29 protein-coding genes and 2 pseudogenes are annotated in these 25662 nt (G+C 58.8%); 15 read left to right on the top strand and 16 right to left on the bottom strand.

All coding sequences use genetic code 11. The features are described from left to right. The first annotated feature begins 13 nt into the window (after positions 1-13). Entirely contained in the window at positions 14-427 is a 414-nt protein-coding gene (locus tag K9B32_RS12860; RefSeq protein ID WP_224562609.1) for a VOC family protein, read from the top strand. 171 nt (positions 428-598) lie between these two features. Here the strand turns inward: K9B32_RS12860 and dnaE2 are convergent. After that, positions 599-1062: pseudogene (dnaE2, locus tag K9B32_RS12855) on the bottom strand (error-prone DNA polymerase); the annotation flags it as partial. A gap of 448 nt (positions 1063-1510) precedes the next feature. Between dnaE2 and dinB the strand changes: the two are divergent. The 4 genes from dinB (at position 1511) to K9B32_RS12835 (ending at position 5651) form a co-directional block, all read left to right on the top strand. Further along, positions 1511-2647, top strand: a complete 1137-nt coding sequence (gene dinB / locus K9B32_RS12850; RefSeq protein WP_224562606.1) for a DNA polymerase IV — start codon at positions 1511-1513, stop codon at positions 2645-2647. Between the two features lie 120 nt (positions 2648-2767). After that, positions 2768-4525 carry a phospholipase D-like domain-containing protein gene (locus K9B32_RS12845; protein ID WP_224562586.1) on the top strand — a complete coding sequence of 586 codons (1758 nt, stop codon included), beginning with the start codon at positions 2768-2770 and terminating at the stop codon, positions 4523-4525. Positions 4526-4612: 87 nt separating this feature from the next. After that, positions 4613-5002: a hypothetical protein gene (locus K9B32_RS12840; protein ID WP_224562583.1), complete on the top strand. Its 390-nt coding sequence runs from the start codon at positions 4613-4615 to the stop codon at positions 5000-5002. 37 nt (positions 5003-5039) lie between these two features. After that, a complete protein-coding gene (locus K9B32_RS12835) occupies positions 5040-5651 on the top strand; it encodes an NAD(P)-dependent oxidoreductase (protein ID WP_224562581.1) in 612 nt (203 codons plus the stop codon). A 78-nt stretch (positions 5652-5729) separates the two neighbouring features. On the opposite strand, the gene K9B32_RS12830 is transcribed toward K9B32_RS12835, so the two are convergent. After that, positions 5730-6701, bottom strand: coding sequence for a 3'-5' exonuclease (locus K9B32_RS12830; RefSeq protein ID WP_224562578.1), 972 nt, complete (start codon positions 6699-6701; stop codon positions 5730-5732). A gap of 97 nt (positions 6702-6798) precedes the next feature. Between K9B32_RS12830 and K9B32_RS12825 the strand changes: the two genes are divergently transcribed. Beyond that, positions 6799-7005: a hypothetical protein gene (locus K9B32_RS12825; protein ID WP_224562575.1), complete on the top strand. Its 207-nt coding sequence runs from the start codon at positions 6799-6801 to the stop codon at positions 7003-7005. 196 nt (positions 7006-7201) lie between these two features. On the opposite strand, the gene K9B32_RS12820 is transcribed toward K9B32_RS12825, so the two are convergent. Beyond that, positions 7202-8101, bottom strand: coding sequence for a LysR family transcriptional regulator (locus K9B32_RS12820; protein WP_224562572.1), 900 nt, complete (start codon positions 8099-8101; stop codon positions 7202-7204). A 96-nt stretch (positions 8102-8197) separates the two neighbouring features. Between K9B32_RS12820 and K9B32_RS12815 the strand changes: the two genes are divergently transcribed. Genes K9B32_RS12815 through K9B32_RS12800 form a run of 4 tightly spaced genes read left to right on the top strand, consistent with a single transcriptional unit; the run spans position 8198 to position 11121 of the window. Beyond that, on the top strand, positions 8198-9382 hold the full coding sequence (locus K9B32_RS12815) for an MFS transporter (protein ID WP_224562570.1): 1185 nt from the start codon (positions 8198-8200) through the stop codon (positions 9380-9382). Positions 9383-9412: 30 nt separating this feature from the next. Continuing rightward, positions 9413-10159 (top strand): SDR family oxidoreductase, encoded by a 747-nt coding sequence (locus K9B32_RS12810; RefSeq protein ID WP_224562569.1) that lies wholly within the window; start codon positions 9413-9415, stop codon positions 10157-10159. 12 nt (positions 10160-10171) lie between these two features. Continuing rightward, positions 10172-10639 carry a cyclophilin-like fold protein gene (locus K9B32_RS12805; RefSeq protein ID WP_224562568.1) on the top strand — a complete coding sequence of 156 codons (468 nt, stop codon included), beginning with the start codon at positions 10172-10174 and terminating at the stop codon, positions 10637-10639. A gap of 41 nt (positions 10640-10680) precedes the next feature. Further along, the gene (locus tag K9B32_RS12800) at positions 10681-11121 is read left to right on the top strand and encodes a lipocalin-like domain-containing protein (RefSeq protein WP_224562566.1); all 441 of its coding nucleotides are present in this window, start codon (positions 10681-10683) and stop codon (positions 11119-11121) included. Positions 11122-11195: 74 nt separating this feature from the next. Here the strand turns inward: K9B32_RS12800 and K9B32_RS12795 are convergent, their stop codons facing one another. Then, a complete protein-coding gene (locus tag K9B32_RS12795; RefSeq protein ID WP_224562564.1) occupies positions 11196-11576 on the bottom strand; it encodes a winged helix-turn-helix transcriptional regulator in 381 nt (126 codons plus the stop codon). Between the two features lie 144 nt (positions 11577-11720). Between K9B32_RS12795 and K9B32_RS12790 the strand changes: the two genes are divergently transcribed. Both K9B32_RS12790 and K9B32_RS12785 read left to right on the top strand, forming a co-directional pair. Then, positions 11721-12113 (top strand): DoxX family protein, encoded by a 393-nt coding sequence (locus K9B32_RS12790; RefSeq protein ID WP_224562563.1) that lies wholly within the window; start codon positions 11721-11723, stop codon positions 12111-12113. Further along, positions 12112-12236 (top strand): annotated as a pseudogene (locus K9B32_RS12785) (DNA polymerase IV); the annotation flags it as partial. The gene K9B32_RS12790 and the pseudogene K9B32_RS12785, both read left to right, overlap by 2 nt. 54 nt (positions 12237-12290) lie before the next feature. Here the strand turns inward: K9B32_RS12785 and K9B32_RS12780 are convergent. The 5 genes from K9B32_RS12780 to K9B32_RS12760 all read right to left on the bottom strand — a co-directional run bounded on the left by K9B32_RS12780 (position 12291) and on the right by K9B32_RS12760 (position 15481). Further along, positions 12291-12620 (bottom strand): hypothetical protein, encoded by a 330-nt coding sequence (locus tag K9B32_RS12780; protein WP_224562561.1) that lies wholly within the window; start codon positions 12618-12620, stop codon positions 12291-12293. Then, a complete protein-coding gene (locus K9B32_RS12775) occupies positions 12617-13717 on the bottom strand; it encodes a fatty acid desaturase (RefSeq protein ID WP_224562559.1) in 1101 nt (366 codons plus the stop codon). Before K9B32_RS12775 ends, K9B32_RS12780 begins: the two co-directional genes overlap by 4 nt. A gap of 68 nt (positions 13718-13785) precedes the next feature. Beyond that, the gene (locus K9B32_RS12770) at positions 13786-14166 is read right to left on the bottom strand and encodes a DUF6481 family protein (protein ID WP_224562557.1); all 381 of its coding nucleotides are present in this window, start codon (positions 14164-14166) and stop codon (positions 13786-13788) included. 175 nt (positions 14167-14341) lie between these two features. Next, positions 14342-14551, bottom strand: a complete 210-nt coding sequence (locus tag K9B32_RS12765) for a cold-shock protein (RefSeq protein WP_224562556.1) — start codon at positions 14549-14551, stop codon at positions 14342-14344. 333 nt (positions 14552-14884) lie between these two features. Next, positions 14885-15481 (bottom strand): L,D-transpeptidase, encoded by a 597-nt coding sequence (locus tag K9B32_RS12760; protein WP_224562554.1) that lies wholly within the window; start codon positions 15479-15481, stop codon positions 14885-14887. Positions 15482-15732: 251 nt separating this feature from the next. On the opposite strand from K9B32_RS12760, the gene K9B32_RS12755 reads away from it, so the two are divergent. Continuing rightward, positions 15733-16386 carry a hypothetical protein gene (locus tag K9B32_RS12755; protein WP_224562551.1) on the top strand — a complete coding sequence of 218 codons (654 nt, stop codon included), beginning with the start codon at positions 15733-15735 and terminating at the stop codon, positions 16384-16386. Between the two features lie 80 nt (positions 16387-16466). Here K9B32_RS12755 and K9B32_RS12750 read toward each other — a convergent pair whose 3' ends face one another. The 3 genes from K9B32_RS12750 to K9B32_RS12740 form a co-directional block, all read right to left on the bottom strand. Next, positions 16467-16799: a hypothetical protein gene (locus K9B32_RS12750; RefSeq protein ID WP_224562548.1), complete on the bottom strand. Its 333-nt coding sequence runs from the start codon at positions 16797-16799 to the stop codon at positions 16467-16469. Between the two features lie 65 nt (positions 16800-16864). Next, complete coding sequence (locus K9B32_RS12745) at positions 16865-17881, bottom strand: hypothetical protein (RefSeq protein WP_411969706.1); 1017 nt, start codon at positions 17879-17881, stop codon at positions 16865-16867. Between the two features lie 98 nt (positions 17882-17979). Then, the gene (locus K9B32_RS12740) at positions 17980-18294 is read right to left on the bottom strand and encodes a hypothetical protein (protein WP_224562543.1); all 315 of its coding nucleotides are present in this window, start codon (positions 18292-18294) and stop codon (positions 17980-17982) included. Positions 18295-18499: 205 nt separating this feature from the next. On the opposite strand from K9B32_RS12740, the gene K9B32_RS12735 reads away from it, so the two are divergent. Further along, entirely contained in the window at positions 18500-18709 is a 210-nt protein-coding gene (locus tag K9B32_RS12735; RefSeq protein ID WP_224562540.1) for a cold-shock protein, read from the top strand. A 269-nt stretch (positions 18710-18978) separates the two neighbouring features. On the opposite strand, the gene K9B32_RS12730 is transcribed toward K9B32_RS12735, so the two are convergent. The 4 genes from K9B32_RS12730 to K9B32_RS12715 all read right to left on the bottom strand — a co-directional run bounded on the left by K9B32_RS12730 (position 18979) and on the right by K9B32_RS12715 (position 24724). Continuing rightward, positions 18979-19434: a DUF411 domain-containing protein gene (locus K9B32_RS12730; RefSeq protein WP_224562523.1), complete on the bottom strand. Its 456-nt coding sequence runs from the start codon at positions 19432-19434 to the stop codon at positions 18979-18981. A gap of 276 nt (positions 19435-19710) precedes the next feature. Continuing rightward, complete coding sequence (locus K9B32_RS12725) at positions 19711-22887, bottom strand: efflux RND transporter permease subunit (RefSeq protein WP_224562521.1); 3177 nt, start codon at positions 22885-22887, stop codon at positions 19711-19713. After that, positions 22884-24326 (bottom strand): efflux RND transporter periplasmic adaptor subunit, encoded by a 1443-nt coding sequence (locus K9B32_RS12720; protein WP_224562519.1) that lies wholly within the window; start codon positions 24324-24326, stop codon positions 22884-22886. The genes K9B32_RS12725 and K9B32_RS12720 overlap by 4 nt, the downstream gene beginning before the upstream one ends. Then, on the bottom strand, positions 24323-24724 hold the full coding sequence (locus K9B32_RS12715) for a FixH family protein (RefSeq protein WP_224562517.1): 402 nt from the start codon (positions 24722-24724) through the stop codon (positions 24323-24325). Before K9B32_RS12715 ends, K9B32_RS12720 begins: the two co-directional genes overlap by 4 nt. Before the next feature lie 723 nt (positions 24725-25447). Here K9B32_RS12715 and K9B32_RS12710 point away from each other — a divergent pair. Then, positions 25448-25651 (top strand): heavy-metal-associated domain-containing protein, encoded by a 204-nt coding sequence (locus tag K9B32_RS12710; protein WP_224562515.1) that lies wholly within the window; start codon positions 25448-25450, stop codon positions 25649-25651. Positions 25652-25662 lie beyond the last annotated feature (11 nt).

Below are 25662 nucleotides of genomic sequence, written 5' to 3'. Positions count from 1 at the left end.
AAGGAGAATCCCTATGCGCTCTGCCTTTCATCTTGCCTATCACGTGACCGATCTGGACGCGTCGAGGCGCTTTTATGGTGATGTCCTTGGCTGCCGGGAAGGCCGCAGCACGGAGACTTGGGTGGATTTCGATTTTTTCGGGCATCAGATTTCCTTGCATCTCGGCACGCCCTTCGCCGTCAGCCGGACCGGCAAGGTCGGCGACCATATGGTGATGATGCCGCATCTCGGCGTCGTGCTGCCACTTGATGACTGGTTTGCACTGGCGGACCGCCTTCAGGCCGCTCACATCAAATTTGATATCCCGCCGGTCGTTCGCTTTGCTGGCGAACCAGGTGAGCAGCGCACCATGTTCTTCTTCGACCCCAGCGGCAATCCAATCGAAGTCAAAGGTTTCCGTGATTTCGACGGTATATTCGCACGCTAAGCATCGTCCCATTTGACGATTGCATTCCAAGCCTCAAACCGAAAGGCCCCAAAAAGCCATGCCCTTGATCGACCTTACCCACGACTTTGCCGACGGCATGCCAGATTTTCGTTGAGACGAGATGGCGAAGTCAAGCAATTCACCGCCTGCATTCGCCCTTTCGTGACGCATGACGCTTCCAAGATACGAGGAAAGATCGGTCAGCCGGTGGGCGACGAGGTGCACGACGTCCCCTTCCCGCTGGATGCGGCCGTAGGCGCCGAGCATGCCGGCGCCAAGCACGATGCGTCGTTGTTTCTCAAAGGTTTTGACCCAGACGAGCAGATTGGCGATCCCGGATTCATCCTCGATGGCGATGAACTCACGCCCTTGGCCGTGGTTGGCGAACGAGAACAAGGCCAGCCGCCTCGAGCCTGCATCGCTTCCCGACAGGTGACAATCCGGCGTTTCGCCAGATCCTCCTGCGGAGACGAAACCGGATGGTTTTGCAGGGTCAACGCGATATGGCCATAATCCTCGACCACGTCGCCGCCTGATGTGATCGGTCTCAGCGCCACCACCGGTTCATTGAACAACGCTACCGTCTCGTTTTCGCGGGCTGATGCCGCGGCGAAAAGTGGCAGCGGTTCGTCCCGCCGCCGACGACATCATGGAGAGCGCCGAGCACGGGTCCTCCCCCGGGCAGCCGGCTGTCGATCGTCGTAGCATCGAACGGAAGCGCACGACCGCAAACCGCCCTACCTTCGGCGGCTCGTTGCGCTCGCGCAACCAGGCGATAACGGGGGCGACGGCATGGTCATGCAATGGTGCCTCCTTGGGCCTTGCAACTGCCGAAACTGTTGGTATGTTCCCTTTCCGTTCTAAAATCGAAGAGGAGTCGATCAACCGTCAAGCGACTCTCAGGTGAAGCGATCGACAGACTTGAATGCATGCGCGCGTATTTGCAGATTCACCGATGAAATACAGTGGGATACGGAGAAGACGATCATGCGAAGCCCTCGCAGAAAAATTTTGACAAAAGCCTGCTGCTCGATCCTGTCAGCGGTCCGGATAAAATAGACGGCGGCGATTGAAAGGACATGGATGTTGACCGCACAAGAGCCCGAGGGTGAGGACAGACGTGGAGCGGAAGTCATTCCCTCCGCTGGCGGCCGCGTGCGCAAAATCATCCACATCGACATGGACGCGTTCTACGCCTCCGTCGAGCAGCGCGACAATCGGGAGCTTCGAGGCAAACCGGTCGCCGTCGGCCATCCTGAGGCGCGCGGCGTGGTCGCGGCTGCCAGCTACGAGGCCCGCAAATTCGGCGTTCACTCGGCGATGCCCTCGGTGACGGCCAAACGCAAGTGTCCAGACCTGATTTTCGTGCCGCATCGTTTCGACGTCTATCGGGCCGTCTCGCAGCAGATCCATGCGATCTTTGCCGAATACACACCGCTCATCGAACCACTGTCACTCGATGAAGCCTATCTCGATGTCACCGAAAACCTGAAGGGCATGGAACTCGCAACCGAGATCGCCGAGGAGATCCGCGCCAGGATCAAGGCCGAAACCAGGCTCACCGCATCCGCCGGCGTCTCCTACAACAAGTTCCTCGCCAAGATCGCGTCGGACCAGCGCAAACCCGACGGAATGTTCGTCATTACGCCGAAGCATGGCGCTGCCTTCGTCGAAGCGCTCCCTGTCAAGAAATTCCACGGTGTCGGACCGGCGACGGCGCAGAAGATGCAAAAACTCGGGATAGAGACCGGCGCCGATCTCAAGGCCCGTGATCTCTCCTTTCTGCAGCAGCATTTCGGGAAGTCGGGGCCATGGTTCTATTGGATCGCCCGCGGCATCGACGAACGGGAGGTTAAGCCCGATCGCACCCGCAAATCGGTCGGCGCCGAGGATACGTTCCGGGAGGACATTCATGACATCGAGGCAGCCCGGGCCTGCCTGCAATCGCTGATCAGCAAGGTCTGGCGGTACTGCAAGGACAATGGTATGCGCGGCAAGACCGTAACGCTGAAGGTGAAATGGGCCGACTTCACCCAGATCACCCGAAGCAAGACGGCCGCCGCGCCGGTGGCGAGCGCTGCGGAACTTGCCGAGATCGCAGGACTGCTGTTGTCGCCGATCTTTCCTGTTTCAAAGGGCATTCGACTACTGGGCGTGACCCTCTCCTGCCTCGATCATGCCGATGAGGGAAGCCAACCACAGCTCGCACTTGCTTTGTGACCCACCTCGCCCAGATCCATTTGCTGGCGCCCGCGCTATTCTTGGACTTAAACTTTATCGGGCATCTCCATACTGTCGCACAACCGTGATAGATTCCGCCGGTCAACTGGGGAGGCGCGGATGGATACGAACTTTCGGGTCACTGGCAAGAACGCGGCGGCACCATTTTCTCTCACCATCCATCGCGGCGACGGCATGCTGCTTCTGGGAATGGACTGGAAGGATGGCCGGCCCCCGACCAACTTCGTTGGTTTTGCGATCCAGTATCGAGAGCCTGGAACCGATGTCTTCAAGAACGTGCGCAATCGCATCGGCTTCCCTGGCCAGGACGTCCCCGGGGACGGTATTCGCACCACTGACGCGCCGATCCAAAAATTCCGCTGGGTGCATTTTCCCTTCAACGCAGATCTGCCAGGCGCCTTCGTCTATCGAGTGATGCCGATGTTCATGGGTGCTGACGGTGCGCTCACTTCTGGCGAGGCGCAGGAAACGGAACTGGCGCTGATGCGCGAAACCATTCCCGGCAAGCTCAACGTCGCCTTCACCCGGGGTTTTGTCTCATCGCAGGCATTCGTACGCAACTTCGCAGCCGGCGGACCATTGATCACGCTGGTGCCGCCTGATGGGGATGAGGGCTTGGACTTCGTGCCCACCCATGCCGATGCCGAACGCGCACTCGCCTGGATGGGGTTCGAAGCGCGCGCCGAAACGCTTTCGCTGCTCGAGCGCTCTCGCGATGCAGGCGCGGAGGTCCGCGTCATTGCTTATGACCTCAATCTGCCGGCGGTGGTCGAACGGCTGGAAGCGCTTGGGCCAAATCTCAAGGTCATTGTCGACGACAGCGCCCGAACCAAAGGACACGGACGACCGGACTCCCCCGAGACCCACGCGGCCGAACGCCTGATCGCCTCGGCCGGCGCGGAAAACGTGAAGCGCCAGAACATGGCAAACCTGCAGCATCACAAGTCGATCGCTGTCCGCGGAGGCGGTATCGATACCGTCGTCTACGGTTCGACGAACCACAGTTGGCGGGGCTTTTATGTTCAGTCGAACAATAGCCTCGTTGTTCAAAGCGCAAGCGCGGTCGGCGACTATTTTGCCGCCTTCGAGAATTACTTCACGGCGGAAGGTGCGGCGGATTTCATCGCCTCGGCCAGTTCCCGCGGCTGGCATGACCTGGGGCTGGACGGCATCGACGCGAAGGTCGCCTTTTCTCCGCACAGCGAAGCCAACGGCCTGCTCAATGAGATCGGCGCCGATATCGACACCGCGGGGTCGAGCGTGTTCTTCTCGCTGGCCTTCCTCGGCCAGACCACGAGGGGACCGATTGGCCCGGCCTTGGGGCGGGCGTTGCGAAAGCCGGATGTGCATGTCATGGGCATCGCAGACGGGCGGGTTGCAGCCGATAACTTGGGACTAACCGTGTTCAGTCCCGACAGTCGCCGCCGTGTCGTGCGCGCGGCAGCACTGACGGGCAACGTTCCGCCGCCGTTCCTGACGGAACCATCCGGGCTTGCCGGCGTCCATGGAAATCAGCGCGGAACGAGGATGCACCACAAATTCGTCGTTCTCGACTTCGACAAGCCGACAGCCCGGGTTTACCTCGGCTCCTATAATTTCTCGGAGCCAGCCGACCTCGAGAACGGCGAAAATCTGGTGCTCGTCCGCGATCGCACGGTGGCGACCAGCTACATGATCGAAGCACTCAGGATGTACGACCACTACCGATTCCGCGTCGCATCCGAAGATGGGGAAGAAACCGGGCATCCGCTCGAGCTGCAATTGCCACCGCAGACGGGCGAAGCCGCCTGGTTCGAACGCGACTGGACCGATCCCGTGCGCGCTCGCGACCGCCAGCTCTTTGCGCGTGCCGACTGATGCCGGTGCGACGGCCGTTGGGTCCTACACTCGGCCTCGGACGCCAACACGCTCGATCTCGAAGGCAACAGCATCGAGATCGTCGACGTGCCGGATATGCACGACCGCCATTATCTCTGGGTGCCGTCGCTGGGGGCGGTGTTCGGTGGCGTACTCGTCTCCTCCGGCATCCATGTCTGGGTCGCCGACGAGGCGACGCCCGAAAAGCGCGCCGCCTGGATCAAGGCGCTCGACGCCATGGCCGCGCGCAAACCGAAGGTCGTGCTTCCCGCCCACCAAGCCGCAGGCGCTCCTCAGGGGCTAGCGGCCGTCGAGTTCAGCCGCGACTATCTCCGCGCATTCGATGAGGAAGCGGCCAAGGCCAAGGACAGCGCTGCGCTGATGGCCGCCATGACCGGGCGCTATCCGGATCTGAAAGACGCCGGCTCGTTGGAACTCGGCGCCAAGGTGGCAAAAGGCGAGATGAAGTGGGGCTGAGTAGCCTCCACCGACTTAAACAAGAAGGGAATAGTCAATGGCAAACATCGCCCTCATCGGCGCCTCCGGCAATGCAGGCTCGCGCATTCTGAAAGAACTCTCCGACCGTGGGCATGGGGTGACCGCGATCGCCCGCAATCCGGAGAAGATCGCCGCACTTCCGGGCGTAACCGCCGTCAAGGGTGACGTCTTCGACAAGATCGGCCTGGCAGCGCTCATCAGGGGGCATGACGCCGTCATCAGTGCCGTTCATTTCACCGCCAGCGACCCCGGGATCCTGATCGAGGCGGCGCGGAATTCCGGCGTCAAGCGCTACCTCGTCGTCGGCGGCGCCGGCAGCCTCGAAGTCGCGCCCGGCGTCCGGCTCGTCACGACACCGGATTTTCCGGCAGCCTACAAAGCCGAAGCCTCGAAAGGTGCCGATTTCCTCGATCTTCTAAGGACCGTCGACGATCTCGATTGGACGTTCCTATCACCGTCGGCGATGTTCGTTCCCGGCGAACGGACCGGCAAATTTCACCTCGGCCGCGACCAGCTCCTCAGCAATGAGAACGGCAGCAGCATTTCCTTCGAGGACTATGCGATCGCGCTGGCCGATGAGATCGAGAATCCCCGACACGTCAAGCAGCGTTTTACCGTGGGTTATTGAGGCCTCGATAAGAAGGACAGAGCGTAGACCCACCGATGCTCTGCCACCGCACGCGACGTCCGCTCAGCGAATGGCTTCTCAGGCCTTGAACCGGTCGAATGCTGTGAGCCGCTTGATCGGTGGATCGGCTTCATCCCACCGATAGATTTCCGAGCGCAGATAGCGGAGTTCGTCGTCGATGGCGTCTTCCGCAAGCTCGATCCACCATGACTTCGGGCGGCCGTCACTGCCGTCCGACCAGCGATAGCCACGCGCCTTCAGGTGATCCTTCATGTCGAACGGACTGTTTTCCGCGAAGATGCGAATGCGGGATCGCTGGCTCGTCTCATAAAGTTCGGAAAACGGCGTTTGTCCCGGCTCTCCCTCATCCTGCGCGAGGACTTCGAGCAGGGCAAAGCAGTCGTCGACGGCCCGATGGCCTTCGTGGAAATAGCCCGCCTGTCCAATCAGGTAGCCGAGCTTGGTGCCCTCAAAGCCACGCGCCGACCAATCGACTTCGGCGACCGAGCAGGCCCAGGCTTTTCCGGTGAAAATGGGCGAGAATGCCTCACAGAATGGCCGGTCGAAGCCGGCGTTGTGCGCAATGACGAGATCGGCCGGTTCGACCACGGCGCGCAATTGATAAAGATCGATCATCTGGCCGGCCACCATTTCGTCAGTGATGCCGGTGAGACGGGTGATTTCCGGTGGGATGGGAACGCTCGGCTGCTGCAATCCACCATAGACGCCCATAACATCGCCAATGTTTCCAGCCGCGTTGAATGTGAATGCGACCGCGCCGATCTCGATGATCTCGTCCTTGCGATGATTGAGACCGGTGGTCTCGGTATCGAGGATCACACCTCTCAGCGGAAATCCCGGTCGCGCGGATGCCGGGACTGGGCGAGGCTCAAGCTTTTTCAGGATACGGTACCGGCCCGTCTCCTGGAGGTGCCGCACCATCTCGTCTTCGCTCAACGCTGCCTGAGAATGGCGTTTCATCGCCGGGGAACCGGTCACCTTCACCGGTGCTGCCTCCGGCGAAACAAACAGATCGAACTGCTGCGTCATTCGCTATCTCGGGTTCATTCTTTAGACGACTCTTAGGACTGCAGTGTGTCCGCCAGATCCGCTATAAGGCATCCGCTCGAACAAATCAGGAGAAATGATGGAAACCGTGGAAATCACCAACCGCAGCGACTTTGCCCTGTGGACGATCCAACGCGCGCAGGAGATCGTGACGGTTGAAGGCGCCGCCTTTGCGATGGCGGCGCGCGACATGAATGAGGAAGCACTTGCGGAGACTGCGGCCGCGCTCGGCAAGGCCATCAGCAACGCCATGCTCGAAGTCTTCGACGGCCTGATGGATGAATAGGTGCAACGATGCGATTCAGGACCAATGTTTTGATATAGACCCTTGCCACTGACCGAACCGACGACCCTGTTCTTACGAAAACCTTTTCATCTCAAAGGCGCGAGCAGCGGTGATTGCACACACCGACCGCTCGGCGCCTTCGCAGTCATTGGTTCGGCTTCTCCAACTCTAAAACAACGCGCCAACCGTCAGGTGCCTATCGGTCGGCTCTCCATCGGTAGAAATCCACGAACGCACGGAAGGCCGGTGAAGGAAGGCGACGGCTGGGGTAATAGAGATGGTAGCCTTGGAATGTCGGACACCAGTCCTCGAGGACATTCCGGAGCGAGCTGTTTTCCACATATTGGCGAACCAGATCTTTCGGCACGTAGGCGAGCCCGATCCCATCGAGAGCGGCGTCGATTGCCGAGGCGATATTGCTGAGCGTCAACGGCCCCTCCACCCGCACACTGAACTCACGACCGTCTTGCTCGAACTCCCATGCGTAGAGCGTCCCAGATGTGGGCAGTCGCAAGTTGACACAGTCGTGGCCGGTCAGTTCCTGAGGGTTTGATGGAAGCGGAAACCGCGCGAAGTATGCAGGCGCGCCCACAACAGAGTACGTCACATCCGGCCCCACCCGAACAGCTATCATGTCGCGGGCGACGGCCTCGCCAAGCCTGAGCCCGGCATCGAACTGCCGCTCCACGATATTTGTGAACCCGTTATCCACGATGAGTTCTACGGTGATGTCCGGGTTGTCTCTGAGGAAAGCGGAAAGCCTCGGTCGGAAGACCAGATCGATAGCGTCATCGGGGCAAACGATACGAACATGACCCGACGGCCGATCCCTCAGTTCCTTGATCGCATTGATTTCCGACGCGATGCCTTCAAAATGGTGTGTAATCCTCTCGACAAGACGCTCTCCTGCGGCTGTCGGAGCTACGTCACGTGTCGTCCTGGCAAGGAGACGTACACCGAGCCGCTCCTCCAGCGCCCTGATGGTATGGCTTAGAGCCGAGCGTGTCACACCCAGCTTCGCCGCCGCGCGCGTGAAGCTGCGCTCCCGCGCGACCTCCAGGAAGGCTTTCATTTCCGCGAATTCGTCACGACGCATTGTTGAGCCTACTTCACCACGACATGCAGACTATACCTTCTAGTGGCTCAAAACCAACCCGACTATCTTGCTTCACAACAGAAGCGAGATAGACGAATGACTGAGATCACACTGCAGGAAGGTTTTACAGGCCGCGTGGAGACAACGCCTTGGGGCGCGGTCGCCTGCCTATCGCTCCTCACCTTTCTCCTGGTGGGGCTCGAGTTCTTGCCGACCAGCCTTCTGACCCCGATCGCTCGGGACCTCTCTGTCACCGAAGGTCAAGCGGGGCTTGCGATCGCGGTGTCCGGCTTTTTCGCAGTCATGACCAGCCTGTTCGGAAATACGGTCTTGAGCAGAGTGGACAGGAGAACGGTTGTCCTCGTCTATACAGCGGTGTTGGCGGTCTCCAGCCTTGTGGTAGCGCTTGCAGTGAGCTTTCCAGTTTTCCTGATGGGCCGAGCGATGGTCGGCATCGCGATCGGCGGCTTCTGGTCGCTCTCGACTGCTATCCTCGCACGCCTCGCGTCCGGCCCCGACCTCCCCAAGGCCATCGCCCTCCTGCAGGGCGGGACCGCGCTGGCGATCGTTGCCGCCGCGCCGCTCGGCAGTTTCCTGGGAAGTCTCATCGGCTGGCGAGCTACCTTTCTAATTACGGTACCCATCGGTCTGGCGGCATTGGTATGGCAATTCGCTGTGCTGCCGAAGATGCCGCCCGCCGCCGTCGTATCGGTGATGACGATGTTCGGGTTGCTCCGCAACCGCACCTTCGCGATCGGAATGGCGGCAACGGCGCTCGCGTTCATCGGCATGAACTCGCTATCGATCTACCTGCGGCCCTTCCTCGAACAGGTCACTGCCCTCGATATCAACATCCTTTCCATGGTCTTGCTCGGCTTGGGCCTCGGTGGCCTGGCCGGAACGTTCTTGATCGGATTCGTGCTTCGACGACACCTGAGTGCCGCGTTGATCGGGATTCCATGCGTCCTCGCGCTTCTCGCAGCCCTGTTCATCGGTGTCGGCGCGTTTAAAGCTGTCACAGCAGCCGCGCTCATTCTGTGGGGCTTCCTCTCAACGCCGATCCCGGCCGCGTGGAACACCTGGATGACGCGGATCATCCCGGATGACCTCGAAGCTGGTGGCGGACTTCAGGTCGCGTTGATCCAGTCTGCAATTGCGGGCGGCGCTTTCGCAGGAGGGATGCTCTTCGACACCGTCGGTTGGTGGAGTGCGTTCCTGCTGGCCGCCGTCCTGCTCGCCGGGTCTGCCATACTCGCCACGATGTCGCGTCCGGGCATCTAACACCAATCCAAATTTGAACTGGAGATCGTCATGTCGCAAGGGATCGAAAACAAGGTCGTCGTGATTACTGGCGCAAGCAGTGGACTGGGCGAAGCAACCGCCCGCCACCTTGGCGAGCGTGGCGCCATCGTCATCCTTGGTGCTCGTAGGGCCGATCGCATCGAGGCTCTCGCCAGCGAACTGACAGCAAAAGGTCATAAGGCAAAAGCCGTCGAGACAGACGTGACGGACCGTGATCAGGTCAAGCACCTTGTGGACTCGGCAGTCCAGGCGTTCGGCCGCATCGACGTCATGCTGAACAATGCGGGCCTGATGCCTCTGGCTCCGCTTGAGCGTCTCAAGATCGACGAATGGGACCGCATGATCGACGTCAACATCAAGGGCGTCCTGTATGGCGTAGCCGCCGCACTCCCCCACATGAAGACCCAGAAATCCGGACACATCATCAATGTGTCGTCGGTTTATGGTCATGTAGTCGATCCAGGAGCGACCGTCTACTGCGCCACCAAGCATGCAGTCCGCGCCCTCTCCGAAGGCCTGCGCAAGGAAGTTAAGCCCTACAACATCCGCACCACGATCATCTCTCCGGGCGCTGTCAGCACCGAGCTCCTCGAACATATCAGCGAAAAGGACATTCAGGCGGGGACCAAGGAGTTCGTCAGCAAGATCGCGGTGAGCGCCGATACCTTTGCCCGAACCGTGGCCTTTGCCGTCAACGAGCCTGACGACGTCGACATCAACGAAATCCTTTTCCGTCCTACCGCGCAGCCTGTCTGACGGAGGAAGAGCATGCCTTCGCCTTCACATCTTACCCGCCGAGAAATCTTGGCCGGAACCTTGATTTCCGCTGCTCTGCCTTTTGCATCGTTCGCACAACAGGGGCGCGATCCGGACAATCAGGAGCCGACAGACGTTCGTATCAGGATGAGCTTTGGCGACTACGCTATGACGGCGACACTCTATGACAATCCGTCGGCACGAGACTTCGCGTCGATGCTGCCCCTGAGCCTAAAGATCGAGGACTACGGCCGAAACGAGAAGATCGTCCACCTTCCCCGCAAGCTCACCGAAGACGGTAGCGGGCCGTTTGGCAACGAACAGCCGGGCGATCTTTGCTACTTCAAACCCTGGGGAAACCTGGCGCTCTTCTACGCCGACTATAAGTGGGATGGCCTGATCAGGCTCGGCCGCTTCGAGGAAGGCTTCAAACCTCTGCTTGTTCGCGGCGAATTCCCGGTGCGCATAGAGCGGAGTTGACACCACACCTTCATTCCATCCATCAAGAAAGGACCTACCTGATGAACAACTTCAAGATCGCGCTCGTAGCAATGGCTATGGCCGTATCGTCCCCGGCCCTCGCCAACGACGAAAAGGGCTCTATCGTTGGCGCGTGGAACATGACCTCCCTTCAGTTCACCGACGCAAGCGGCAGACAGAACACGATTCCGTATTCCGGGCAGGTGATCTTCTCGAAAAGCGGCACACTATCCGTGCAGGCCATGAACCCGGACGCTGCGGCGGAGCCGACGCCTTACACAGCAAATGGCTATGAGGCCTATTATGGCCCGGTCGAAATCGACGAAGCGAAAAAGACGTTTGCCATCACCGTGGGTTCATCGCTCGTTCGCAACCTAATCGGACAACGGCTCGAGCGGAATTTTGAAGTGACGGAAGACCAGTTGGTGATCACGCCGACAAATGCCGCCGAAGGCTGGCGCGTGACGTACGAGCGGCTGTAAGAGGAGAAGACCCTCCGTGCCTTCAACACACCTCGGGTAGGCTGACGTTAACCGTCTGGCTAAAGTTTGCGTTTCTATTTTGACGTAGTCTGTCTTCCTCGGGTCGTAGTCCGCACCGGGACCGTCTTGCCGTACTCGTTCCACCACGCGGTCAAGGCTTCCATGGTCGGCCCAAGACCCCTTGCCTTGGCGGTGATCTCGTAGTCGACCCGTGGCGGCACCTCGGCGAACACTGTTCGCGAAACGAGTCCATCCGCCTCCAGTTCCCGCAGTTGCGCCGTCAACATATGCTGCGTAATGCCGGGGATAGCCTTCCGTAGCTCGCCGAAGCGGTAGACCCGTTGGTTGAGCAGCCACATGATCTCCAGCTTCCATTTGCCGGAAAGCAACGAGAAGGCTCGACGCATCTCCTCGTGCATGTTGATGGCGTCGTTATCCTCAGTATGCATTGCCATACTAGCCCATCCGAATTCATCCTACTTGCGCATATCGACCTTACACTACATTTTCTTTGCGAACACCAGAGCTGCGTTGCGCTGGAGCCCTCAAAAATCGACACGCACGAAACCCGCCGGGAACCCAGCGGGAAGGGATATTCAATGGCCGAAAATCACATCTACTGGATCAGCACGACGCTTCTTAGTCTGCTGTATCTCTCTTCCGCCGTGACCTACTTGGTAAAGACCGAGTGGGTTCGAACAACGATCGTTGGATTCGGATATCCGGCATACCTCGTCCACGTCCTCATCGCCGTCAAGATTCTTGCCGTGGCCGTGGTGTTGTCGCGATACAGCGTGGCGCTGAGCGACGTGGCTTACGCTGGGATGCTGTTTCACCTTGTCCTTTCCGCCATGGCGCACCTTGGCGTTCGTAAACCTCTCGGCGCGCTCCCCGCGCTGCTTGGACTGATTTTCCTCGTCACCTCGTTCGCGACGCAGAACGCTGCACGCGACTTCCCCTCACCCTACGCGCTGGCGCAAACGGCGCACTGAGCCGGATGGCCAGCTCGTCATTGCGCCGAAGGACGGCCCCGCCTTGTAGCGCAACTTCCCGTCAAGAAATTCCACGGCGTCGGACCGGCGACTGCCGAAAAGATGCGCCAGCTCGAGGTCGACGCTTTCGACGGTGGAAAAGCTCTTGCCAAATTCCAGCGCGTATCGTGGACTGCGTTACTTGTGCTTCAGCAGCCACATCTTGCCGGCCATCGTAATGCCGCGCGCGGACTGTTCTGATGCAACCTCGAGATTGAGGGCTTGCAGAAGGCCACGGTCTGTCAACTCTTCCAACGTTGCTGTGGTCAGCGATTTCACCTTGATCGGCCGCTCCTTGAAGCGATCTGTTTTCGCATAAGTTACCGCGGCATCGAAATGCGTCCACTTCCCGCCCTCCTGAGGATAGAGGTCGCCATCTTTCGCAAGCTTCAGGCCTCTGATCTGGGTCGGCGTCAGCGTCACCTCCAAAGCGGCTGTGTTGGTCCTTGTCTTTGCAGTCGTAATCAATGTTCGATCCTAGCGTGAATGATTTCTGGTGACGCCGTTTTGAAGTCGCCGGAAGGTTGTTGGACTATGTTCGCTGACGCCGCTTCCCGGAAGGAAACGAGCTTGCCAATGCGCTCATCCCAAAGCGCCAATCGCACACAGCCAAGGCTCTGCCACAGGGTGATGCGGCCGATCTTTGCCAACTCCGGATGTTCGCGCAACACTTCCGGCAGTCGATAGTAGGGAATTCTGCTCGAGAGGTGGTGAATATGGTGAACGCCGATATTGCCGCTCAGCCAGCGAAGCACGACAGGCAGGTCGTAATGAGACGCACCGTGGAGGGCTGCCTCAGGAAATTGCCATTCTTCGGTCTTCGACCAATGCGTTTCCTCGAACTGGTGCTGGACATAAAATAGCCAGACGCCTGCGGCGCCCGCGAGAAGGACGATAGACAGATGGATCAGAATGAAGGGAACAAACCCCATGGTCCATATCATCGAGGCAGCCAGGACTGCGACCGCCAGATTGGTGCTCATGGTTGAAACCCACGGCATGGCACCGGAGCGCATCATCCCGAAAGGCAGCCGCTGTTTAAATAGAAAGAGCCAGGCTGGTCCGATGCCGAACATCACCAGCGGATGCCGATAAAGCCGATAAGCAAGGCGCCCCAACCAGGAGCGCGTCTGATACTCTTCGACGGTGAGGGTGGTGATGTCGCCGATGCCACGCTCATCCAGATTGCCGGCGGATGCGTGATGCAGGGCATGAGCCCGTCGCCAGTAATCATAAGGTGTGAGGGTCAAGACCCCGAGCGTGCGCCCGATCCATGTATCGAGACGCCGCCGTGCGAAGAACGATCCGTGTCCGCAATCGTGTTGGATCATGAATAGCCTGAGCAGAAAGCCGGCTGCCGGGACGACGAGGATCAACCCCGGCCAGAACTCCTGCATCAGGGATACGTAGGTCAAGGCCCAAAGCGCGACAAATGGGCAAACCGTCACAAGTAGCTCGAACGCGCTGCGGCTCAATCGTGGCTGTCGGTATTTTGCAAGGATCTTCAACCACGCACCGGCGGTGTCTTCGATGGCCGCTTCCGGTCGATGGGCGTGGGCGTTCATTGATTGGAATCTCTTTCCAGCAGCGAGGAAGCGGGTTGGATCCACGCTTCGAGGCGGTCGCATGTTTGTTAGCCCTGACGCGCCTTGCGAGCAGCATAGCGGCGATCGCGCTCTGCCTTGCGCGCGGCCTCATCCGCTACGACACACGCGGTGCGATTGTTGACTTCGGCCTGCCGGGCTTCGGCTTCGGCCCTTTCATGAACCTCTGCGGCAGCAGCCAAAGCGGCGGTGTCCGCCAGTACGCGCTCGTTTTCGGCTGCTTTCAGCGCGTCGCGCTCAGCGCGGCGGGCCGTCCTTGCAACAGCGGCAGCCTCGCGCGCCGCCAGACGTTCCCGCATAGCTGGATCGGTAGGCTTCGGCGCGGATGCAAATTTCGTCAAAAGCTTGAGTCTGGCCTCATGTGCAGTCTTGCGGCGCTCGGCGAAGCTGTTGTCGTTCGGAGTTCTCAATAAATCGTCCTACTCGAATCTCGGAGGTTGCGGTGGAGCCGATTTGAAACCGTACAGTCCGTCCGGCGCACCCGGATCGCTCAACCGCCTAACGGAAAAAGGCCAGACATTCGCCTGGCCTTTAAATGCTATTGCCGCCATGCCAGTACATCCTTGGCCATGGGAGGCTCAAGCTTTAAGCGGCTTGGAGCTGGCCTGCGGACATCTTGCCCGACTTGCGATCCTGCTCCAGTTCGAAGCCGAGCTTCTGGCCTTCGACGATCGATCTCATCCCGGCGCGCTCGACGGCGGAGATGTGAACGAACACATCGGCGCTGCCATCATCGGGCTGAATGAAGCCGAAGCCCTTGGTGGCGTTGAACCATTTAACTGTGCCAGTGGTCATAACAAACCCTTTCATCGCACGACTGATCGACCACCGTGCGACGCACGGCGGTGGTTTCGACTTTTGAGAGGGAAAGTTGATCAAGAGGCGCAGAGCGCTGCAAAAACAATATCGGCAAACAAAGTATCGATGGTTCTTCCTACAGCGTCATCGGCGTCCCGTCAACTTCTTGTTATGAAGTTCTCACGATTCTAATTCTGGCTGCGTATCTTGCAGATACATGCCGAACGGCGCGATGAAGGCATGATAAGTGGCTAATTTGCACGCCAGAGCGATTCCCAAGAACGCGTCCCGGGCAAGGCACAGACGAAGCATCGGACGCCGACCAGATCGTCAGATCACCAAGACCGTCGTTCCCAAAGGAGTGCGGTCGTAGAGTTCAATGACATCCTCGTTCGTTAGACGGATGCACCCGTTCGATACGGCTTGGCCTATTAGCCATGGCTCGTTTGTGCCGTGCAGCCGGAAGAGGGTGTCGCGTCCGTCGCGGTAGAGATAGAGCGCACGGGCACCAAGAGGGTTGTCTGGTCCACCGGGGACGCCACTTGCATATTGCAGTAGGCGCGGCTTCCGTTTCATCATACTTTCACTGGGCCTCCACGAAGGCCACACTTCTTTTCGCTGGATGGTCGCTCTACCCTTGAGAGTCAGTCCCTCCTCGCCGACCGCTACGCCATAGCGGGTTGCCCAACCGTGTTCCTCCACAGCATAGAGGAAACGGTCATATGTATTGACCACAAGGGTCCCCGGCTGCTCACTTCCATTGTATGGCACCTGCTGACGCCTATAACGCGGATCTACTCTTGGGGGAGCTGCGAAGGCAGAGGAAATCGGCCCCCAAGCCCGTGGTATTGCAGGCGTACATCCGGACGTCATCAGTGCCAAGCTGCCCAGCACGAGCCCCCGGCGTGTAATGAGTTCATCGTTCATTTCTGCCCTGCTTACGCGCAGACGAGAAATACAACACTCTTCTAGCATTCCGGCACTTAACGGCCAAGCCTTAGAGAGTATTAGGTCTCTATGTGGCCAGGTCTGTTTGTGGTACTCTACAATCAAAGTCGCAACTTTGGAGGCTTCGCATCGAGCCCCTCAACGCTTGATCCGGACCAGATCGGGCTGAAGGCATACGGCGTGGCCGTCCAATCATCCAGCTTCATGTGTGTGCTCGTCGAAGTTCGTGAATGGAGTTGCTCATGAGCGGTCGCCTATTGTTTGTAACCTGGCTCGCACTCGCAGCAGCGGTTTGTCCAACGCTAGGGGAGACGAGGCCGGGTTCTGCGTCCGGCGACGGTGTAGCCGCTCCGACAGTCTCTACGACGACACCACGGAATGTGGTCACGGCAGCGCGAAATCAACAAAAGGTAGGGCGATTCTTCATTGAGTTCCGTTCCCGCTATGCCCTCAGCTACGGCCACACGTACGTGATTTTTGGGCGTATGGGCAAGACGGGCAACATAATTGATCGCGAAGTGGCCGGTCTGCATCCGGCGTCGAACAGTGCCGTACCCTACATTCTGGGCCATTATATTCCGGTGCCAGCCGAGACCGGGGAGAGCGACGGAGACCTGGATGACAGGTACAGATCGGCTAGCTGGCGCGTTACGCTGAACGAACAGGAATACAGGGAAGTTGTTGCGTACATACGCAAGCTGCAGGCCAGTACCCATTTCTGGCAGGCGACAGTAAGCAACTGCAATGCCTTCGTGGGGAAAATCGCTCGCTCCATGGGATATAAGACTCCCGGCATCTGGCTTCGCCCGCAGCAGTACGTTGTCAAGCTACGAGAAATGAACGGGGGGCCGAATGCGGTCGGCTACACCGGGCCCCCAGGTTAGATTTTGCGGCCGCAGGCGACGCAGATGACATGCCGAGCGCACGCACGGCGATAATCGGCGTGCGCCTGCTCTCGCTTACGTCAAAAACCCATTGGCGGCGCGTAAAAGCAACGAACCGTATCCTCGTTGGGAAATAGGCACAGGTGATAGGCACCGTCCGGCGATTCTTTCACTTGCGATTGTGGAATTGAAAAAACGTGACTACGCGTTGCCAACCGATGGTCGCCAGGAAGAAGCGTCACTTCGTATCCGCCTTGGTTAGGGTGGACCGTTTTAGAGGAAATCCTTTGGCAATCGCCGTTCTCACCGTCACCGTTGCAGCAGAAGGGCTCGTAGGTGAAGCCCGATGGCGCTTGGTGGGCATGGGCGGCTGTAGCCAGCACGATCACGATCCCCGCAAGTAACATTCGCATGGCATCCTCGCTTTCAGATGCGACGCTTGCGAAACGTGGCGCAACCCACGCCCCGACAAACTTCGTTATTCCTTTCCGTCGAACGGATCAGCCAACGCCGAAGCCGGACGACTGATCGGATACTTGATGACAGAGACCTTCTCCGCGAGCTGAACATCGCCGTTTTCCTTGAGCAGCGCACGAAAGCTCGGATGCATTCCGCCATCCTGATAGGCCAGCGGCGGGAAATCTTTGGCCGCCAGCTCCTGGTATTTCTTTTCGTCAGCAGATGATTTGGCTATGACCGCAGGATCAGATTGGTCGACGCGCTCCGGACATGCAGCCAGCGGATCGTCGGGATCGCCGTCCTTGAATTCGGCGTCGAAGACGTACTTCCTGCCGCAGGCGGCAACCCTGGGCTCGCGTCGCCGAACCTGAAAAATATCGTAGCCTTCCTTGAGGTTCTTCCAGAAGGCAAAGTTCGGGTCATCACGATGCGCGGCAAGGTTCCGCGGTGTCATGTGAAATGGATAGGCTTGCACCTGGAACGCGCCCTGCCCGCCTCTCAGCGCCTTCTCGACGACAGCGTAGATTTCACCGACGCCCTGGTCGGTCAAAGCAAAGCATCCCGAGGATGAACACGCGCCATGCACCATCAGGGCTTCGCCGCTATAGCCCAAGGCGGCTTCCAAACGGTTCGGATAGCCCAGATTGAAGGAGAGATAGAATTGCGATTTCGGGTTCAGACCACCTATGGAAACGCGGTAGAAGCCCTCGGGTGCCTGTCGGTCCCCGGCCTTCGTTTTCGGACCCAGTTTGCCAGACCAACGACACATCGGATAAGTCTTGAGCAACGCGTATTTGCCGCTGCTGTCGACTTTCCAGACCTCCAATTCGCTTTCCATTTTGAAGATACGCACGAGGAGCGGAGAGTCCGGTTTCATTCCTTTGGCCTGCATGCTGGCTAGCAGCTTCGGCGGGATATCGTGAGAAGCCACGCCGAGATCGTCGAGCGACTGTACACAGCCGCTCAGGACGACCGCGACCACGGCAAACACCACCCAGCGGAGCGATTGCCAGCTCCTGGCTATTTGATTCAACATATTAGACAATGACGACAAACCACTGTCGTGGTTTGCAAATGTAGACATGCGCAAAGTCATGCCCTTCCCTTTGGTCTAGAATTTCTGACGAAGAAAACTCAGACGGAAGCGATGGGGGGACGTTGTTCGACAGGCTCCAGAATGCCTGTGATCACGACGGAAGCGGTAATGCCAAACAATGTGACGGTGGGTCGGATACGAAGAGGTTCAGGGGCCTGCGCCACGATGCCATCCTGCTGACAGTGCGATTCCGAACGAGATCGGCCGTCACCGCGATGGTGTCCCCCGGAAGTCGAAGGGGCGCCAATGGAAACCTGACCGGCATGATCATGAACCGGCGCGGCGATGCAGGGCGCGGCAAGCGACCCCAGCAGCATTATCGTCGCGACGAAGACGTTGATCAGTAGGCGCATTGGCTCATTTTGCTTACGGGAATCCCGTGTTTCACCACCTGCATCATGATGAAATTCGTCCGTTCGGTCAACGAGCAAGCCCTCCGGCGGCGTTTGTGTTCACTCAGGTGACGTTACGTGTGCTTTGCCTTTGCCACTGATCCCTTGCCAAGAAGCACGCGGTTTTCCATGGTGCGTTCTGGGTTTCAAAACGGGAGGATCAGATTTGCCCACGGGTACAGTAAAGTGGTTCAATCAGGACAAAGGCTTCGGCTTCATTCAGCCAGATGATGGATCGACCGACGCGTTCGTCCATATTTCGGCTGTTCAGCGCTCGGGCCTCTCCGGACTGCTGGAAGGCCAGAAGGTGAGCTACGACATTGTTCAAGATCGGCGAACAGGGAAATCATCTGCTGAGAATCTGAAGGCCCTTTAGGGCTCAGGATGCGATGTCGGCTGTTTCGCTATCGCAGCCGACATTTTCTCCAGGGAGGTCGAGACGTCTGGGAGAAAAAAGCAGGCCCGTTCCAATATTACCCTCGTCCGGGGGCATCGCCTTCGCCCGAAATGGGGTGTGCGACCCCCTGTGCTTCAACAAGCCAACCGCAAGGTCAGGCTCATCGCTTTGGCTGTCGCTGTCGCTTTCCTTGCAGTCATCACGATTCATGCCCTCCTGACTTAGCCTACGTCAGCCGAACCCTTAGCCTACGTCGGCCGAACCCTCAGAATCACACTCGGCTTTCCACCATCCTTGGGAATGCTGTAGACGTCGTACGACGCTTGCGGATCGTTGCCCATCCCAAGCGATCCTGCTGGCATCCCCGGCACTGCCAAGCCCGCAATATCCGGCCGCTTGCTCATGACTGTTTCAACCGCCTCCAATGGAACGTGGCCCTCGAAGAAATAGGGGCCGGAAACGGCGGTATGGCAGCCCTCCATTTCCGCAGGAATCTTGTATTTCGCCTTGATCGCAGTCAGGTCGTCATCATGTTTCACCGTGACATTGAAGCCCGCCCTGGTCATCGCGTTTGCCCAGGCCTCGCAACAGCCGCAGTTCGGGTCCTTGTACACGATCATGCTTTCACCGGCTGCCCGCGCTACTCCGATCAACGAAATCGATCCAACGGCCGCGACGGAACAAAGGAACTGTCTTCTTTTCATTTTGATTGTCCTTACAGATGATATCCGGAGACGGAAGCAGAGCTATGGCGACCATCATCCCGGGCTTCTCTTGCCATAGTGGCATTTTCGGAGCTGGGCTGCGGGCAGTCAAAGCACGTTTCGGAGATAGACCGCCCACAGCCCAGACATTCACATCAGCGGAAGAATTTACGAGCGCCGCGATCACCAGAACGATGACTGCGGTCCCAATAAGCACCGCAAGGCCCATTGCCTACACCATGCTGCCCATCATGTAGTTCATCATGGCATCCTCCTTCATTCGGCCGCTTCGCTCAGAGCATCCGAGCCAGGCTTAACGTCGGCCAATGGAGCATCTGCCCTGGAAGGCAACCGACAGCCCTTTACCAACCCGTAGATCGCCGGGATCACCACCAGGGTGAGAAGCGTCGAGGAGATCATTCCGCCGATCATCGGCACGGCGATGCGCTGCATGATTTCCGATCCGGTCCCAGTGCTCCAGAGGATTGGCACAAGCCCCGCCATAATGGCGACGACCGTCATCATCTTCGGCCGGACGCGTTCGACCGCCCCGACCATGATTGACTGGTGAAGGTCCGCTCTCGTGAAGCCCCGCCCTTCCGTCGCGCAAATTGAGCGTCGCTCCTTCAAGGCCTGGTCGAGATAGATCAACATGATCACGCCCGTTTCGGCCGCGACGCCCGCTAGGGCAATGAAGCCGACGGCAACAGCCACGGAGGCATTGAAACCGAGCCACCACATCAGCCAGATGCCGCCGACCAGTGCGAATGGCAGGGACAGCATGACGATCATCGTCTCCGTCAGCGCCTTGAAATTCAGGTAGAGCAGCAGGAAGATCAGCGCCAAGGTCAACGGCACGACGATCATCAGACGTGCTTTCGCACGTTCGAGGTACTCGAACTGCCCGCTCCAGGCGACGGAATAGCCTGCTGGCATCTTCACGCTCTGTGCGACCGCCTCCTGCGCTTCGGCCACGTACCCACCCAAGTCGCGATTGGCGATATCGACGAAGATGTAGACGGCAAGCTGACCGTTCTCCGTGCGGATCGCGGTGGCTCCGCGTGCGAGCTTGACATCGGCGATCTCTCCAAGAGGCACTGACCCGCCGCCCGGCAGCGAAACCTGCACGTCCCTGGCTATGGATTGAGGATCACTTCGGTAGGCCCGTGGGTATCGGATGGCGACCCCGTAGCGCTCGCGCCCCTCGACAGTCGAGGTTACGACCTCAGAGCCGAGCGCCATACTGATGACGTCCTGAACATCGTTGACCGTCAAGCCGTAGCGGCCAAGAGCTGCCCGGTTCGGAACGATGTCGAGATAATAGCCGCCGATGACCCGCTCAGCGTAGGCGCTGGAGGTGCCGGGGATAGTCTTGAGCACGCTTTCGATCTGGCGAGCGACCTTTTCCATCTCGCCAAGATCGGTGCCGTAGACTTTGACACCTACAGGCGTCCTGATCCCGGTCGACAGCATGTCGATGCGGGCGCGTATCGGCATGGTCCAGGCATTTGATACCCCGGGAAACTGCAGAGCGGCGTCCATCTCCTGCTTCAGGCTGTCGGTCGTCACACCTGGCCGCCACTGCGACTTCGGCTTGAGAGTGATGATCGTCTCAAACATCTCCGTCGGAGCCGGGTCGGTGGCGGTTAACGCACGACCTGCCTTCCCGAACACGCTCTCGACCTCGGGGAACGACTTGATGATGCGATCCTGCGTTTGCATCAGTTCGGCCGCCTTGGTGACTGATATGCCTGGCAACGTGGTCGGCATATACATCAGCGTTCCCTCGTCGAGGCTTGGCATGAACTCGCTGCCGATGTGCTGGACCGGCCATGCCGTTGCCGCCAGGATCGCGATGGCGGCCAGGATGGTCAGCGTCTTGATTTTAAGGACGCCCGCGATGACCGGCCGGTAAATCCAGATCAAAAAGCGATTGAGCGGGTTCTTATGCTCGGGAACGATGCGGCCGCGTACGAAGAGGATCATCAAGGCAGGAACAAGCGTGACCGAGAGGAACGCGGCTGCTGCCATGGAGAAGGTCTTAGTGAACGCGAGTGGCCCGAACAGCCGTCCTTCCTGAGACTCCAACGTGAAGATCGGCAGGAACGACACTGTGATGATCAGCAGACTGAAGAACAGCGCTGGCCCGACTTCGCTGGCCGCGTCGACCAGTATCTTGATCCTTGGCTTGTCCGGTGGTGCCCGTTCGAGATGTTTGTGGGCGTTCTCGATCATGACGATTGCCGCATCGATCATCGCCCCGATGGCAATAGCAATGCCGCCAAGGCTCATGATGTTTGCGCCGATGCCGAGGATTTTCATGGCAATGAAGGCAATCAGGATGCCCACAGGCAGCATGATGATCGCCACGAGAGCGCTGCGAACATGGAGAAGGAAGGCAACCGTTACCAGCGCGACGACGATGGACTCCTCGATCAAGGTGCCCTTCAGCGTCTCGATGGCGGACTCGATCAAGGTCGACCGGTCATAGACCGGCACGACCTCAGTTCCCGGCGGAAGGCTGCTTTGGACTGAAGCCAAACTCTTCTTGGCGTTGTCGATCACGGTCAGGGCATTGGCTCCGAACCGCTGCAGGACGATGCCACTGGCGACCTCGCCTTCGCCATTCAGTTCGGTAATTCCCCTTCGTTCATCCGGAACGAGTTCCACCTTGGCGACGTCGCCCAGCTTGAGTGGCGTGCCGCCCTGCGTCTTGAGCACGATGTTCTCAATATCGCTGATGCCCTTGAGATAGCCGCGTCCGCGCACCATGAACTCGAACTCAGAAAGCTCGATGGTTCGGCCACCGACGTCCGTGTTGCTGGCCCGGACCGCATTGGAAATGTCGTTAAGCGATATGCCCTGAGCCTTCAGCCGAGAGGGATCGACGACAATGGAATACTGCTTCACGAAGCCGCCAACACTGGCAACTTCGGCGACCCCCTCCGACTTGGAAACGCCGAACCGCACGACCCAGTCCTGGAGCGAGCGTAGTTCCGCAAGGGTAAGGTTCTTGGCAACCACAGCGTACTGATAGACCCAGCCCACACCCGTGGCATCTGGGCCGAGCGTCGGTGTCACGCCTTCAGGCAGGCGGCTCGACGCCGCGTTCAGATATTCCAACACCCGGCTTCTCGCCCAGTAGGGGTCGGTGCCGTCTTCGAAGATCACGTAGACGAAGGAGACGCCGAAGAAGGAGAAGCCGCGAACGACCTTCGACTTCGGCACCGTCAGCATCGACGTCGTCAGCGGATAGGTCACCTGGTCCTCGACCACCTGCGGGGCTTGGCCGGGATATTCGGTGTAGACGATGACCTGGATGTCGGAGAGATCGGGAATGGCGTCGAGCGGAAGCGACCGCAGGGCATAGACGCCACCTGCGACGGCGAGCGCTGCGCCGACGAAGATGAGAATGAGATTGTGAGCGGACCAGGAGATGACGCGGGAGATCATGGCTTCACCTCATCTGTCGCCATGCCGCTCAGCGCCGAGTTTAGGTTGCTTTCAGCATCGAGCAGGAAGTTGGCCGCTACCACCACCCGATCGCCTGCTGCGATGCCTTTGGTGATCTCGGTCTGCTCCTCACCGCGCATGCCGAGCGAGACATCCTTTGGCTCGAATTTTCCATTGCCCTTGTCGATGAAGACGACCTGCCGGTCACCGGTATCGATGACTGCACTGTTGGGCACGGCGACTACGGGCTTCTGTACGCCAGCTTCGATCTCGACATCGGCATACATGTTGGCCATCAGAATTCCGTCCGGGTTCGGAAGCTCGATCCTGACTTTCGTGGTCCGGGTCTCCTGCTGGATTTCTGGATAGATGAGATCGACGGTTCCTTCGAAGGTCCTGCCTGGGAGGCTCCGAACCGTTACGGCAACCGGGCCTCCTTTTCGAATGGAAGCCAGATCGAATTCTGGCACGTCGGCGATGACCCAGACATGGGACGTATCCGCAATCCGAAACAGCGGATCACCCGGCTTCGCCATCATTCCGGTTATCGCCATGCGTTCGAGGACGACCCCATTGCGGGGGGAAGTATATTCGATGCTCATTGGCACCTGGCGCTTCTCGGTGATACTCCGGATCACTTCGTCCGGGACACCCAGGTTTTTCAGTCGAAGCGCGGAACCGGCATCGCTGTTGCGGAGATCGCCCCTGCCCGCAGCGAATTCAGCCCCGGCGGTGGCGATCTCCTTGGAGTAGAAGTTGAAGAGGTTCTCTCCCTTGCCGATACGGTCACCCGTGGTCACATTCGCCACGTCATCGATGAAGGCATCCGTCCGCATCGAGATGACGCTGATAAGCCGCTCGTCCAAGGCGACCGTGCCGGGTACCTGGATTTTGCGAGAGATACTTGCCAATTCGGCCGCAGCTGTCTTGACCCCTGTCCGCTGCAGCTTGCCGAGCGAGACCTTAACCGTAGAGGCATCAGCTTCATCTCCTTCAAAGACCGGGATGTAGTCCATTCCCATGGAATCCTTCTTCGGCACTTTGGATGTGTCCGGAAGACCCATCGGGTTGCGGTAATAAAGGACCTTGCGTTCGGTCGCGGCCGATCCTGACGCGGGCGTCTTCGGCTGGTCGGCGGTTTCAGCGGTTTTGATGCCTGAGGCTGTAAAGCTGATGTCTTCACTTTCGCGGACGGACACGAACTCGCGCCCGTCCGTTGTTTTCTTGGGCTTGGCAGAATATTGGGCGAGACCGTCCGGATGGCGATAGTAGATGATGGCGCCGGTTCCAGTGCTTTTCGGGGTCTCGGCTTCGGCGACTGTCGCACCGATCAGCATCTCGATCTTCCGTGCACCAATACCTTTGACGCCAGCCAGATACCCTCCCCCGCCAACGATGGCGAGGGAGCTGACTGCGAGCAACCATGTTGCGGTCTTCACGGTGTGGCCTTTACGACGACTTCACCCTTGACGGTTTCGCCCTCGCCTTGAACCTTGGCCGCGAGCTGGAAGCGCCAGCCACCTTCCATGCTGAGATTGGTCTTGAATTTATAGGTGCCAGGCTGCGTTGTCGGCAGCTCCTCGACCGGCGTGGTCATCATCTCCATGCCTTCCGGAGCCATGTCCATCCGCGTGGTGAAAATGACCGCGTCAGTGACTGGCTCGCCAGATTGCTTGTTGACGAGGCGCACGGCGACCTCGGTCGGGCCCTGCTTTACTTCCGCAGACACGAGCTGAAATTCGTAGTTCTGCGGATCAGCATTAGCGTTGGAAAACGAGACGGATGCAAGGATAGAGGCAGCGAGCAGCACTCGCGCAAAAGCGTTGAGCTTCTTCATTTGATTACATCTTTTTTTCGGGCGGGCATGATAAGCCTCGCCGTGAACAAAATCTGCCGAACAACCGTAGAGTGACGGAGGATCAGCGTTTAAATTTGCTGGATGTAATCAAGCCCTTGGAGGTCGGGCGGGAGGTTCAACGAGGGCGGAGGTAAGGCTCGCACCGTGAAGAACCCGGAATGCCAACGTCCACGGAAATGCAATGCGCATCCCGGCGGAGTAAGGCGGATGGACCAAGATCATCGATGAGCAAATGAGCGCGAGCGGACAATCTTTTGTACAGCCCGGCGTGACCGATTTCGCCTTGGGGCAACACGGCATGTCACCGTTCGTCGAAGCTACCTCGTCAGGAACAGACGACATGTCCATGCCCGCCATCGCGACACCGCTCGAGGATGCCATCGCACTTTCAGCCGTACTGATGCTTACGGGGCCAAGAATGACCCCGAGCATTGCGAACACGCAAAGCAGGCGTTGAAAGGCGGCGACGAACTTCATGGCTCCTATATTGGCATGCCGTTTTGGCCGAAGGAAGCATGCTCACGAAGATTTGCTCATTCCCGCTCGCAGGTACCTTTGAATTTTCACCACCGCTAACTGCGCAATCGCCACGTCGCCTAGATCATTGCCGTAGACGTCTCAATAATTGCGGTTCGGCAGCTCTTGACCTTCCCATGGTGGGAAGCCCCACATAAGTGACGTCACATTCAATTGGAGACCACCATGTACGAATTCGAAATTCAGAATATGACCTGCGGACACTGCGCCAGTACAGTTGAAAAGGCGATCAAGGCCGCCGATCCAGCAGCATCCGCGAGCATCGACCTTGCGGCGAAGAGTGCCAAGGTCGAGACCAAAGTTGATCCGGCGATCATCAAGGCGGCAATCGAGAACGCGGGCTACCCCTCAAGTTTCAAGCAAATCTGACGGATGGGTGG

Origin of the sequence: Rhizobium sp. 3T7, from assembly GCF_020166565.1 — a bacterium.
In the GTDB taxonomy this organism is placed as follows: Bacteria; Pseudomonadota; Alphaproteobacteria; order Rhizobiales; family Rhizobiaceae; genus Rhizobium.
The sequence above is the reverse complement of the archived record's forward strand: the minus strand, read 5'-3'. Positions and strand labels throughout refer to the sequence as shown.